This is a genomic window from Acaryochloris sp. CCMEE 5410 (assembly GCF_000238775.2).
In the GTDB taxonomy this organism is placed as follows: Bacteria; Cyanobacteriota; Cyanobacteriia; order Thermosynechococcales; family Thermosynechococcaceae; genus Acaryochloris.
Genome location: NZ_AFEJ02000002.1, coordinates 1877177 through 1890352, shown reverse-complemented (window position 1 = coordinate 1890352; position 13176 = coordinate 1877177). Strand labels below are relative to the sequence as shown.

Below are 13176 nucleotides of genomic sequence, written 5' to 3'. Positions count from 1 at the left end.
AAAAGTCATGAAAAAGTTTTACCCAATCATTAAAGTTCTTGCCCCCATCCTGATTTGCGCTGCTATCGGTGTGGAAATATGGACGTTCTATGCCTTGCAGACCGGAAAACCGTTACCGCCGTTGCCCATTGGACTCTTTTGGTTTGAGCGATTTGCCCTGACGGCCCATGCGGTGGAAGGGGTGGTGGCGAGTCTATTTGCCAAGTCTCGCGAGCAGTCTCCTATTCCTTATGGACTATACACGTTTTTTGTCGGTACGGTGGGTTTACTGGAACTGTTCGAACTGCTAAGAGAAAAGTGAAAGCCTTAACATTAAATTGTGTTGATACTAATAGCTTTGGATTCTAAAGATTTCTATAAAATAAGAAGAATCTTTGTTTCTTATTGCTAGATCTAGCATCCTAATAAGTGAAATCTACATTGTAAAATAAAGAATGATTATGCGCCCATCTAAGAAGAGTTTGATTGGGTCGATAGATTGGGGAAATATCCGTGGAAAACTATCTCCTTCTGAACGCATTGAGATATTTTTCCCACTAATAAAAACAATATCTCTATGTGTTCGAGATCTGGCTTTTTACTGCCTGCCAGTACCTCCTAAATCTATAGGCGAGCTAGAGGATATAGAGATTAACACGCTTCTCTTTCCAGATTCCCAGCTTGCAAAAGAGGCTGAAAAGGAGTGTTTTGAGAGATATCAATCAAATCTCATACATGAGGAGATAATTAATCATTCTTTTCGCACATATTTATATAGCCTGGCATTGAATCATATTGATGGATTAAAAATTGATCGAGAGACGCTCTATGTTGCATCTCTTCTTCACGATATTGCCTTAGAGTCCAAAAGTAAAAAATGTTGTTTTGCCGTAGAGAGCGGAGATATTGCGCTAAATATCTCTAAAAAGGCAAATATGTGTAATAAAGGCATTGAAATTGCCAATGCAATTTCAATGCATGTTACACCTGATATAAAAAGGTATAAAGATTCTTTTTGTACTAACTCACCGATAGGAAATTCTATTGATATTGCATCAATAATTGCTGATGCGTCTCTACTAGATTTAGCTGGATATCGACTATGGCAAGTTAATAAAAAATATTGGAAGCGAGTAGATGAAATTAATTACATAGATAAACTCTCAAACCATGTTGTTGGCTGTAAAGACTATAACCATGCTATTGCTACGGAGAATGACCTCTCTATAAAGAAATCCACTCGATATGTTGCTAATTGTTGGCGACAACGAGCAGCAAACTTTCCAGAAGGACGTGCTGCATATATTGAAAAAAATAGTTTAACATTGTTTAGTAAATTTATTTACTATAATCCTATTCGTTAATTATATTGCTTAGCTCAGATTTTAAATAGATGATAATCGACTTGGTAGTCCGCCAGATGTAAGGATAGGTATATCCAACATCCAAATTCCAGCATCACAAATGTCGACATTGACCTGCCCTAACTGTCATTCTCAAAACGTTGTCAAAAACGGTCGAATCCATAATGGCAAGCAAAACCACAAATGTAAAACCTGTGGTCATCAGTTTGTGGAAGCTCCTCAGCAAAAGCGAATTGATTCATCCACTAAAGGCCTGATCGATAAGCTATTGCTTGAGAAGATATCTCTGGCAGGTATTGCCAGGGTCTGTGATGTTTCTGAAAGCTGGCTACAGGAGTACGTGAACTGTAAGTATGCAGCAGTGCCTCGTACTGTGAACATATCATCAAATAAAAGGCCGATTAACTATTCAATGTGATGAAGTGTGGTCATTTGTGAACGATAAGAGCAATAAACAGTGGATATGGCTTGCTCTTGATGTCATCACGCGTGAGATAGTCGGTGTTTATGTGGGGGCACGCTCCCAGCAAGGTGCTCGTCAGCTATGGAATTCCTTGCCAGGAGTCTATCGTCAATGTGCGGTGGCCTACATGGATTTTTGGGATGCTTACGGCTGTGTTTTTCCCAAACAACGACATCAAGCTGTGGGCAAGGAAACAGGCCAAACCTCCTATATTGAACGCTTCAACTGCACCATGCGTCAGCGAGTGTCTCGGTTAGTTCGAAAGACACTGTCGTTCTCGAAAAAGCTTGAGAATCATATTGGAGCAATCTGGATGTTTGTCCATCACTACAATGCATCCTTACAGGACTAGGACTACCATCGACTGGGCGTAGCTAATGGATCGGGGATGCCTTAGACTTCGGAATGGTTACCCCTGGGAATAGGGAGTCAAACCGTTGATTGACCCAGGCAAGCCGCAGCATGAGTAGATGATTGAAACCATCCTCACTCCAGCGCATACCAACCCCCTTAAAGCGCTGTTGAATCAGCCACTTACAAGCACTTTCGACCATTCCTGACCCCAGCGGTATCTGTAGTTGTTCAAAGTGGCGATATTGGATGTGTCGCAGATGGCGCTGGAAATAAGCCTGTACCTGGAGCAACGTCGTAAAAGATTTGCCCGTAAACAATTGTGAGTGAATCAACATCGTCAAGGACCGCAATACTAATAGGTGTTGCCCATGTCGCAATTGGTGTCGCCAGCGCCGAAACCAGGCTTGGGCTTGAGCAGAGCGAACATCCCCAAACATCACTTTTGTTGCTCGTGCAAGATGGCCTGCTGCATGAAAAAATCGAGAACTGCCACAGCACAGTGAGAGAACAAGGTGCGGTAGACTCGCCAGAAGCCTCGCCCCCATCACTCAACCAGATGACGCTTGGGGCCGATTCAAAGTCTTGTTTGCGGGCTTCGAGTTGCAGTAAGGGGATGAACTGGTCGATATCGCCCAATACTGCTACCAGTCTTCGACGCAGTAGTTGGGGGACACTCTTTTAGCTCGGGTGAGCCGTGTTCCCAGGCGGGCTAAGATAGCGACTTTAACTTCTCGCCACTGGATTTTTCCCTTGGGGGTTTTCGGAGTGGGGCGAAAGGGCACCATCACACCGTCAGCAGCAATGGCCAAAGGCAGAGCAGACAACACCTCTGAAATCGCTTCACTAGGAGCCTGTTCACCTGATGCTTGAGCTTTGAGTTGAGCCTCTAGCTCCTGATAAGCTTTGTTGCCCATGACTTGCACCCAATTCCACAAGCTTGATGAACTGACGGATAAACCACTCCACTGACTCAGCATCCAACTGGCCAGTTCATAGGGCATAAATAGACTTAACAAGCAGCCTAGACGCACCAGTTCTTTACTGCTGTGCTGGTAAGAGGTAATCCCAATGGATTGGTCCAGAGGAGCTGATAGACTACCTGGACACCCTTTTGGACAACGACCCACCCGTCGCTTTCAGTAAATATTTCCCACCAGTGTCTGCATCTGACGAGATTCCCATCCCTTCGAGTGCAAGCGGGTTCCGCAGGTGCTACACCTAGGCCATTCAAATACTGTTTTGCTCGCCGTGAGAGTTCATCCTCCAGAAGCCATCGAGCCAAATACAAACCCATTTGCAGAACGATATAAACCATCTGACTCAGGCTGGGTGATTCTTTGAGTGCTTCGACCTGTTCTAGAAATTCGTGATGCTCTAGTACGGTTGGCAATTGCGATGTTAGGCTCATGACAAGTTTTTGATTCGGGTACAGGATCTATTGTCCTTGACCCGTTTTTCTTTGAGCCATACATCCCCGATTCTGTGCTTACGCCCCCATCGACTTTAATCTTGAGTTATTGATCGAGTTTCTCCCATTCACTTGGAGACTTAAAAGTATTGTTGAAATTATCAAGTGAAATGTCAAACTTATTTAAAGAATTGTTCGCGTTGTTGTCTTCAATATTACTAAAGAATTTAATAAAGCCTTTATGTCCATGGTCTCTGATTAAAGCTAAATCAAAGCTATTTTTTACTTTCTCAGCAAGGTTGTGGCATCTCAAGCTATATAACTCACTATTGTCATGAACAAGTTCAGGATGATCACTAACAGTTTTGATATATTGTAATTTGCCAGCATGAATATATTCTGATGATGAGTCATCTCGCTCGTGTATTGTAGTAATTACTCTGCGAATAAGCGGATTTAATTCTTTTACTACGATATCCCTGAACTCATTATTGAAAGGATAGTGTGGAATAACATCATCTTGGTACTCATATCGTAGAGCATTAGGGAAAATTTCATTAAACTTATCTGCAAAAGCTTTATCTCCACATTTAGGTGCAGCAAAAGTTCTTACTTTAATTTTTGATGCTGGAATACCTAGTTTTGTTAAAAGTATTGCTGCGAGTTGAGCTATTGCTCCGCCCTTGCTATATCCAGTAATTACAAGATTTTTCTCTATATCATTACTTAGCATTCTCTTTTTGACCTCATTAATAAAACCTGATGAAGAGTGAGAAGCATTAGTATTTATATTGGCAAGGTTTGCAACAGTTTGGGCAAAACCAGTATGTACTTGGCCGGGCACTGGTCTACTAACAGGGCACATACCTAAACCCTTTATTGGTGAGGAGTTCTAGTGTGCTCAACGGACGAGAACAAAATCCCATCTCCATTGCTGGTGTGGTCTGCTTACTGAGCCCCCAATGGGGTCTAACCCAGTTATGAATCAGGCGTTGTACATCTAGCACTCGCTGTAACCCCGACCGCTTCTTAGCGTAGAGATTCTGCCGTCTTCGATAAGCACTACATCGTCTCCTCAAGGCAGCATTGTGAGCCTCATTATGATTGGCATGGACCTCAGACCCTAGACTGATAGCGGTAAAGGGATGCTCTGCTTTCACCCACTCTACTCGCCGATTCCCCTGAGACCCTTTAACTTTCATCGCGACTTCTAACCCCTCTCGCCAAACCTTGCGATGCCCATAGTCAGGATGACACTCCTCACCATTGAGATAGACATTGGCGAGCTTCCAAAGTTCTTGTCCATAACGCCTCTCACCATCGGTAAACCATCGAATCCCATCACAGGCTTTGACCCACTCCCAAGCTGAGTAAACGCCATTTGCAAAAAGTTGTGCATCCTTGAGGCCAGCTTGTGCTGTCAACCAATAGCGGCTTTCGCGTTCAAGGAAATGGATGGTCCAGCCCTGGGATTGGCTGGGGGGAAGATTTTTGCCTACACGCGTGTAAACTTCATCCCCTTCTACCGTCACATCAGAGGCTGCTGGTGCGGGAGGTGACCAGTTCTGTGCTTGGTCTGCTAGGCGTTTTTCCCAACGCATAATGGTGGTATGAGATTTACCGAAAGTTCGACCTGCAGCACGAATACCCATCCCTTCGGTGCGAGCTTTGATGGCATAGCTCACTACTGAACTAGCGGTGCGTAAGCGAGCCATTGGGGTACCCGTGCGTTCGTTGAAACGCCGATTGCAATCCTTACACTGATATCGCTGGACTAATGTCCCATCTTGCAGGCTATCAAAGCCGCGCTTTAGGATCTTCTCGCTTAGACAATATGGGCATTCCATTGATCTACATTAGGTTGCGTCGGAAGCATTATAGCTAGATCCTGCTAACAGACCAGTGCCCTTGGCCGGGGTAAATATCGTTACGTTTCAAAGTTCTCTTAAAGTTGTTCAACCAATCCCTAACTAGCTCCACCAAGCCATTTTGAGGCAGTGCAGTAAAACGAAACGCAAGAACGACTTCTCTTTCAGTTTCACCCACATAACAAGCGTCAATTTCTCCAATTGCGGAGTTACCTCCAGCCTGGAATGAGGTAACTTCATTAACAAATCCAAGAGTTTCGACTCCTGAAAAACCTTCAACTTTTTTCCCTTGATCAATTCCAAAAGTAGCAATGCTAGCCATCAAAATTTGGGCATCTGTAAGAAAGATATTCACCATGTTTCTATCTAGCCAGTCGCTTATAAAGTTAAAGATGAATTCAGTGAAAATTTTTGCAGATCTTTTTGTTGCTGGCTTGCCATATTTATTTCTTGTAAAGTCATTAAAAATAATCCTGGATTTTTTGAGTAAGTTTTTTTCTCTTTCTAATTTCTCTTTGTTTCTTGTGTCAATATCATGATTGACACTATTAATCCAATTATCTAAATCAACATTCTCAATACCATTTGTTATTCTCTTCAATATTAAATCTTTTATGTCTCGACGTTTTTCTAATTCGACTTCATTTAGTAGCTGATAAAAACCTTCAATCTGATTCCTAGACTTTGCAGCATTTTGTAACTTTAACTTTTCTGATTCCCAATCGTTTTTTGTAGAGGTAAGAGGCCAGTCTATGTCTGGTAGATGATTGCTATGTAAATCAAGAGAAGGATCAAAATTTATAAATTCTTTTCCTCCCTGCCTGAAAAAACTTCCTAGTTTTTCGCGAGCAGACTCCCTACCTATGTTGTAGTCATAAGCTCTGAATTTTATATCTAAAAATCCTGAAAATGCAATAAATATATCACTTAGAAGTTCATCATTAGTAGATGTAATTGTAAGAAGACGAGACTCTTTAAGCCCTTCAAGAGCCCAATCTTGAAACTGAGCTTGTTGAAAAATAGAGTTGAGGATAGCTACTCCTGTTGAAATTATATTCTCGCCTTTATCCAGAAATGGTTCATCTAATGCTTGGCGCACTCCTGGTTTAATCAAAAGAAAATATCTATTTTTACTATCTCCTTTGTCGATTTGCTTTACTAGCTCATAGGCCATATTTATTGGCTCATTTTCAAATACTCCTCCGTCAGTATATAAATATTGGTCGCCATATATTTTGCTTCTTGGTTTGTTATCACTATCTCTGGGTAGATACTTTCCTTGGCCTTCACGTCTTAAACCTTTGAGAGGAAATGCTATTGGGAACGCTCCAGAAGATATCCCAACATCTCTTAGCTCATTCCAGTCTGCATCTCTAAACTCTTGCCATTCATATTTCGTGCTTGAGCTACTATCAATTTCTGGTAGAGTTAGCTCTTTTAAAGTGGCTTTTTTATTTTCATGCCGATAGATTTTACAAACAAACTGATCTTTGAAATGATTGAACTCAACTGGCTCACCAAGTGCAGGTTTAACAGAATATTGAAAGCCACTTACATTTGACATTGCAATACCTACCAATAGCTCATTACCCACAGCAGGATGTCTACTAGCCGATGACTGTATATTATTGGTGAGATGTTTTTCTGCAATACGATCTATAATTTTCGGATTAAAAATAGATCGATTTTGTGCTTGTCTCTTTTCTTGTGGATCTTGATACTCTTCATTAAACTTAAGTAAGTCAGTGATGTCAACTTCATTCACCCAGGCTTTGAAAAGTGAGTTTTCATAAGGTTTCCTAAATCCTTCATCACTGAATAATAGCTGCTGAGCTAAAATACACGCTGTCATTCCACCTGCAGATGCACCCGTAATCACATCAATTTCAATACGATCATCTTCCTCAGCTGTCTCATTATGTTTAGCAAGAATCTCTAAAACTTCATATATGACCCCTGCTTCATAGCTGCCGAGGGATACTGCACCAGAGATAACAACAGCTAATTTTTTAGTCATAATCTTTATTCTTTCCTGCTCTAAAGGTAGTTGTTATTTACTCGTCTATTTTGAGAACGCATTGAGTGTACATATATTTAGTATTCCAATGGAAAACTATCTAATATTTATTAGAATAAAAATAGTTGAGCAAGCATATTATGCTGTTTGAATCTATGCTTGTTCGGTATTTTTTGGTTTTTTTAAGGTTTTACATACAAGCAGATAATTATCTGTGCAGATAATTATCTGCTTGTATGTTTCAGAGATTGATTTGTATTCTGTTGCCGTTAAGTTAAGTCGATGAGGAAAAACGAACTATATTCCTGAATAAAAAATATAGTGAGTTGATTTTCAATTAAGACTTCTAATTGAGCTTGCTAATATAAATTTAGCTAATTGAATTCTGCCTAAATTACCTAGTTGGAGATATTTTTTGACATTGCCATCAATTGATTGACGGCAGTCAAGGCAGAATAGCTCACTCCTGCCGTGCCTTCGCCGGGATGAGTTGAATCCCCGACTAGCCATAACCGCTTAATCGGAGTCCGTGTTGCAAATCCAAAAGGGCCAAAGGTAGATAGACGCTGACCGATGCCCCCGACTATGCCTTGGCTGCGGCCTGTAAAGTGGGCAAAGGTTCTGGGGGTTGCGGCTTCTTGGTGAATGATGGTGTCTGGGGTGAGGTGGAAATATTGACTCAGACGTGCGATCGCACCCTCCGTATACGCCTGCTTCAGCGCCTCATAATCCTCCGCTTCATCCCATAGCTTTGGATCCGTAAAAGAAGACGCAATGATCGTGGCTTTCCCCTCAGGGGCGCGGCCATCCCCCGGTCGGCTTACAGACACAAACAGGGAGTTATTCTCGCCAATGGGACCGTCATAGTCATAGAGAAACTGCAGATGGGGCGGACAGTGCTCGGGAATGGCAGCCGCGTCTACCCCGAGATAAATCACAAAGGCCCCGGAGGAGGGGGGGAGTTTCTTGACCCGCTGTTGATACTGACGAGGCGCATCCTCTCCCAGTAGGCGGACGAGGTTTTGCACCGTCACATTGGCCACCACATGGTCAGCCGATTCTGTCCAAGTCTCACCTGTTTTTTGCTGACGGATTAATACACCTAAAAATTCCGGACTATGCACCTGAATTTGGTCAACGCTATGGCCCATATGCAGTTCACCGCCATGCTTTTTCAGGGCTTCGACGATGCGATCGCTCAGCACCTGCATACTGCCGTGCAAATGGAACAAGCCTTGTGGCGCTTGCGATACGCCGAGCGCCGTAGCTGCATACAGTAAGGCGGTCTGATCGGCATTCACCTGGGAATAAAGCTTGAGCTGGAGATCCAAAAACGTTTTTAAGCGACGTTGATTTCCTAGCCCCGTTAAACGTAAAAGCTGACCCACGGTCGTAAACAGGTGGGGAACCGTTAATAAGGTATCAGGACGGACGGCCTGTAAAAGCTGCCAGCCATCCCAGAGGTTACGCGGGGGAATCACTGGATCGCGGGATTGGAACCCCCAGTTATAGCGGAACAGGTTCGCTAACAGCTGCCAAAGCCCTTCGCTACCGGGAAAGTGCTTTTCTCGCTCTGCCCGCCACTGGTCTGGATCTCGCCAAACGGAAATCGGCTCTGTTTCGCCGGGTAAAAAGACGGCGCAGGCTGGATCGCAGTGGGTGGCTGTTGGTATCTCAACCCCTAATTCATGAAAAATACGATGATGGATGCCGCCAGGTTCTAAACCTGCTACTTGGGTTGCCCCCACATCAAAGGTGAACCCTCGCCGTTTAAAGGTAGAGGCGCAGCCTCCTGGCACCCAGGCTTGGTCAAAAACTTTGACGCGATAGCCGCGCTTTGCTAAGAGTGCTCCAGCCGTTAAGCCACCAATGCCTGCACCAATAACAACGACAGCAGTTTCGTGGGGTGACTTAGACATGGGAGAGAGATAGATTTGTTACATTTCTTAATGAAATTATAACGTTAACCTTCCCCTATCAGGGTGCTGATATTAATGGATGACTACGAACATTGCCAGCCCCAGTCCCAAGTTCTCTGCCCTCTCACCCGTTGGTGGCTGTAGTTGACCAGGGTTTCTGCTGTCCATAGTTTCATGCCTGCAAGGACTGGATTGAAAGATGGACTAAATTGAGTGTTTGCACTGTAGAGGGCGCTCTTTAAATTCGCATCTTGGATTAGACAATCCGTGAGATTGGCGTCCCGGAGATCGGTGCCCATCAGTTGAGCTTGGTGGAGATTCGCTCCCTGGAGATTGGCCCCCTTCAAGTAAGCATGGGATAAATTGGCTCGCTGTAACTGGACTTGTTGCATCGAAGACCTTTCCAAGTGGCTACGGTAGAGGTAACATCCCTGCATATTCGCCTGGTCTAAGCATCCAGCGGTGAGAATAGATCGTTGTAGGTTAGCTCGCTGTAGACTGGCTGCCTGCATATTTACAGCAGTTAAGTCCAGGTATTTAAGGACCACGCCATCTAAGTGAACTTCTGCTAGATCGATTCCGTGGAAGGAGGTTTGACCCATGAGACATCGGTCTAAAAATGGCAATCCTTTGCTTAAAAATGAGTCTGAGATGCTCATATTCATCAATTCTGAGGTAAAAGCAGTAAGGAAGTCTCAGTTTCAGCATTCCCGGCTGGCTGCTTTTTACTTCTCAAGATAAATAAAGTTCATGATTTTGACCAAAAAGGTGAACAAATATGAACGACTGGGGATCATTAGAGCCCTAGCACTTCCTTAGATGTTGTTTAAGTTCCCCGGTATTGATCCGACTACCTTCTACCCTATGAATATTGGTCAACTTGATTACCCAGACTGAGCATTGATCAATTGTTGGGGTTCGTTATGTCACCCCCAAACCCCAGCCAAATACCTTCAAAATGGCGAAAGGAGTAAACAATGTCAGACTTTCAGGATTGTTTGAAGCGGCGGTTTGCATCAGTGGCGATTGGTGAGTTCAAACCAGGTAAGTTTGCCGAGGTTCAACATCTGTATGAACAAGCGATCGCAACCTATTCTGATGGCTTTGAAGGAGCCTATCTCTTCCAAGAACCCGGTACAGACAAAGGTGTATCGGTGATTCTCTGGGACAACCTAGAAGATATGGAAGCCCATGAGGGCGAAGAACAAAAAGCGATTCTTAGTAAAATGGCTCCCTTTTTCTCCGAGTCGCCTCAGGTCTCTGTCTATGAACTGGTCTGCAAAATTGACCCGAATGAAACGCCAAAATCAGGTGCATAGATCGGGGGATGCTTGTGCTTCGGTTTATGGAGTCACCCATATTTAACCTTCTGTATTGGCATGAGTGTGGTCTATCTTGTACCGCTGGAGATGAGGGACGATTGATTTGCGTGCGTCCCTTGCCAGCATGCGATTGGATGGCCTCTTGGTTCTGGATAGGGTGATCAGTGGTTGGGATGCTTGAGGCCAGTGTCACTCGAGTTGAGTCACTTATGTGGCTTGGCTTAGCCCATTTACCATTTTCAAGTTCCCCATTAATCTGCTGAGCACGGCTCCAGATATCACTGCATACATAGGGAATGACAGAACCATAAATACGCTTGCTCCTGTCACTCCACCACCAGGATGAATCCCCGATGTTACGGCTAAAGCTGCTAAAAGTGCCAGACATACATGTAGTGCAATCCATGACCAGGAGCGAACTAACGGGAGATCCATCAGCAGCCATTGAAAGAGTCCCATTAACGCTCCAGCTCCCAGTAGTCCTGCTACTCCGGAGAGAGCGTCTGCATCGATCGTGGTTTGCAATACCGTGCCATTGTTGAGGATGGGCTTATAAAACAGGTTACACAAGGTGGAAAAGATACCCATCCAACCTAGGGTTGACGCCAGAATCCACCATCGTGCCCGCAGAAGGAATCGTTTTAGGACGAACCACTGTGCTAGGCCCACGCTAAATCCAACTGTCAGTCCGCCTGCAAAGATTGCACCAAAGAACAAACAGCCGATGGCACTTTGCCCGTAACCGCAGAACTTCACCCTGATGAGCAGATCCCCCAGTAAAAAAAATCCGGCGGGTACGGTCAGGAGACAAAAGATGCCCCCACCAAGAAATCCGAGCATAGTGTGGGTCAGCCACTTACGAAATAAGTTTCGTCTCTGAAGAGGGCTAGGCATAAAGCAAAGACGATGAAGGGTGTCCTTAGCGTGCCCTTCTAGAGGAGGATGAATGCCAGTTTGACGGCTCCAAAGGCAAAAAGTGATTGGTGCTGAAATGGATCTAGCGAAAATCGACAACACATCGCGTGAACACCTGAAGCACTTTTTCCTGTAGAGGGGTGTTGGGTATAGCCAGCCTGGATTATTCACGAGGTATTTGATGCGCTTGCGCAGCTCATCCCGATGATTGACCCCAATCACCTGATGCTCCCCACCAAACCCCAACCACTTCACCAATCAATTAAAAATCAATGCCAATTTGGGTTCCAGTGTGATATCCAATGACGCCACCGTGGAGAACGATCTACAAAGTAGAAATGAGTCTGATCGGCTGACACTACTTGATCGATAGAAGCTGAGCTAATTGGGAAGCGAGATTGTACGGAGCCATCTTTTTTAGAAAGGATTGTAACCGCACTTTCGGAATTGGATAACCATCTTGGATGAGTTGCATCTATAACTGCAATATATTCAGATGCGATGCTTGGCGTATGGAATATATCAGTCTTGAGCTGACGAAACCACTTTTTCTTACCGTTATTGACCTTTAAGGCTGTGATTCCATACCGGGATATATATCTATAATCAGGATCTGGATCGCACTGGATATATAGGGTCTCGGAATCCGTCGTCAAATTATTGGTGGTAGACCCAGCTCCACAAATCCCTTCCGATCTCCACTTGTTTTTCCCCGTTTTGGCATCAAAGGCTGTTACCGAATTTCTATCACTGATCAAAAAAGTATTTCCTGTTAATCCGATCTTTTTAACGGGTGTAGATAGTTGAAATTTAAGTTCTCCACTCTTAGCATCTCGCACCTGGATCTTTTCGCCATCCTTAAAATACACAGAATGTTCATTGGCGATGAGAAATTCATCATGGCTAGCTAAATGACTGCGACAGAATTGCTCAGGTAATCTAAATTCCCATTGAGTCTGTTTGATCCACAGATCCCGCTTTTTCAGAACAACTTTAGCTTGATCACAGCCTGTTTTCCATATGGGGAATTGATCAAATGTCATCATCCATAGGATCTGATTATGGTTAACTAAACTAGTTTTACCTTTGAAAGATAGAAAAAAACGTTGAGACACTTGCTCATAATCACCCGTTTCACGATCAAAGACCACCATCTGGTTAAAGTGATCATTGCTTCTGATCGGTAAATTAACAATTAATGTCTGAGGTGTAGCAACAGGCAATGCAATTTGTCGAATATTGGCTTTTTCAGCATAGTCAGAAAAGAAATTACGTTCCCAAATAAGCTGCCCTGTTTGAGTAGAAAATGCTGAAATTTGTTGCCAACCCTGCCTATTCAAATCCGTTCGGATAATTTGTAGGAAAAGCGTGCCATTATGAGTAACAGGAGTCGTAGCTTCTCCATTAAAAGAATCTAAGACTTTTGACCAACGTACCTTACCACTCTGAGCATCGATAGAAAATAATCGAAGCTCTTCCCAACTGGCAAATACGATAAAGCCAAGACAGCACAGTATTAATCCCAAAAGTCCCCATCTATTCAATAAGCGCTTTCTCATTGGGTGAA

General features: G+C 43.8%; 11 protein-coding genes and 1 pseudogene. 4 read left to right on the top strand and 8 right to left on the bottom strand.

Translation table 11 applies throughout. From position 1 onward, the window contains the following. Window positions 1–7 precede the first annotated feature (7 nt). The 3 genes from ON05_RS29515 to ON05_RS29505 all read left to right on the top strand — a co-directional run bounded on the left by ON05_RS29515 (window position 8) and on the right by ON05_RS29505 (window position 2158). The gene (locus tag ON05_RS29515) at window positions 8–301 is read left to right on the top strand and encodes a hypothetical protein (protein WP_010474466.1); all 294 of its coding nucleotides are present in this window, start codon (window positions 8–10) and stop codon (window positions 299–301) included. 139 nt (window positions 302–440) lie between these two features. Continuing rightward, window positions 441–1343, top strand: a complete 903-nt coding sequence (locus ON05_RS29510) for an HD domain-containing protein (protein WP_039780428.1) — start codon at window positions 441–443, stop codon at window positions 1341–1343. A gap of 109 nt (window positions 1344–1452) precedes the next feature. Continuing rightward, window positions 1453–2158 (top strand): IS1 family transposase gene (locus ON05_RS29505; protein ID WP_201767963.1). Its coding sequence is split into 2 segments (ribosomal slippage): window positions 1453–1730 and window positions 1729–2158, totalling 708 coding nucleotides; the frame shifts between segments, so codons are not numbered across the junction. A gap of 22 nt (window positions 2159–2180) precedes the next feature. On the opposite strand, the pseudogene ON05_RS38770 reads toward ON05_RS29505, so the two are convergent. From ON05_RS38770 to ON05_RS29465, 6 genes and pseudogenes are all read right to left on the bottom strand, one after another. Further along, a pseudogene (locus ON05_RS38770) lies at window positions 2181–3568 on the bottom strand (ISKra4 family transposase). Between the two features lie 106 nt (window positions 3569–3674). Further along, complete coding sequence (locus ON05_RS29485) at window positions 3675–4412, bottom strand: lipase family protein (RefSeq protein WP_262562468.1); 738 nt, start codon at window positions 4410–4412, stop codon at window positions 3675–3677. Between the two features lie 7 nt (window positions 4413–4419). Beyond that, window positions 4420–5415, bottom strand: a complete 996-nt coding sequence (locus ON05_RS29480; protein ID WP_262561004.1) for an IS1 family transposase — start codon at window positions 5413–5415, stop codon at window positions 4420–4422. A 34-nt stretch (window positions 5416–5449) separates the two neighbouring features. Next, window positions 5450–7453: a patatin-like phospholipase family protein gene (locus ON05_RS29475; protein ID WP_010467402.1), complete on the bottom strand. Its 2004-nt coding sequence runs from the start codon at window positions 7451–7453 to the stop codon at window positions 5450–5452. 398 nt (window positions 7454–7851) lie between these two features. Continuing rightward, complete coding sequence (gene crtD / locus ON05_RS29470; protein ID WP_010467404.1) at window positions 7852–9372, bottom strand: C-3',4' desaturase CrtD; 1521 nt, start codon at window positions 9370–9372, stop codon at window positions 7852–7854. 83 nt (window positions 9373–9455) lie between these two features. After that, the gene (locus ON05_RS29465; protein WP_236618780.1) at window positions 9456–9974 is read right to left on the bottom strand and encodes a pentapeptide repeat-containing protein; all 519 of its coding nucleotides are present in this window, start codon (window positions 9972–9974) and stop codon (window positions 9456–9458) included. A gap of 375 nt (window positions 9975–10349) precedes the next feature. Between ON05_RS29465 and ON05_RS29460 the strand changes: the two genes are divergently transcribed. Then, complete coding sequence (locus tag ON05_RS29460) at window positions 10350–10691, top strand: antibiotic biosynthesis monooxygenase (protein ID WP_010467412.1); 342 nt, start codon at window positions 10350–10352, stop codon at window positions 10689–10691. A gap of 210 nt (window positions 10692–10901) precedes the next feature. Here the strand turns inward: ON05_RS29460 and ON05_RS29455 are convergent, their stop codons facing one another. Both ON05_RS29455 and ON05_RS29450 read right to left on the bottom strand, forming a co-directional pair. Further along, the gene (locus ON05_RS29455) at window positions 10902–11534 is read right to left on the bottom strand and encodes a hypothetical protein (protein ID WP_236618781.1); all 633 of its coding nucleotides are present in this window, start codon (window positions 11532–11534) and stop codon (window positions 10902–10904) included. Between the two features lie 344 nt (window positions 11535–11878). Continuing rightward, window positions 11879–13168, bottom strand: coding sequence for a PQQ-binding-like beta-propeller repeat protein (locus ON05_RS29450; RefSeq protein ID WP_010467416.1), 1290 nt, complete (start codon window positions 13166–13168; stop codon window positions 11879–11881). Window positions 13169–13176 lie beyond the last annotated feature (8 nt).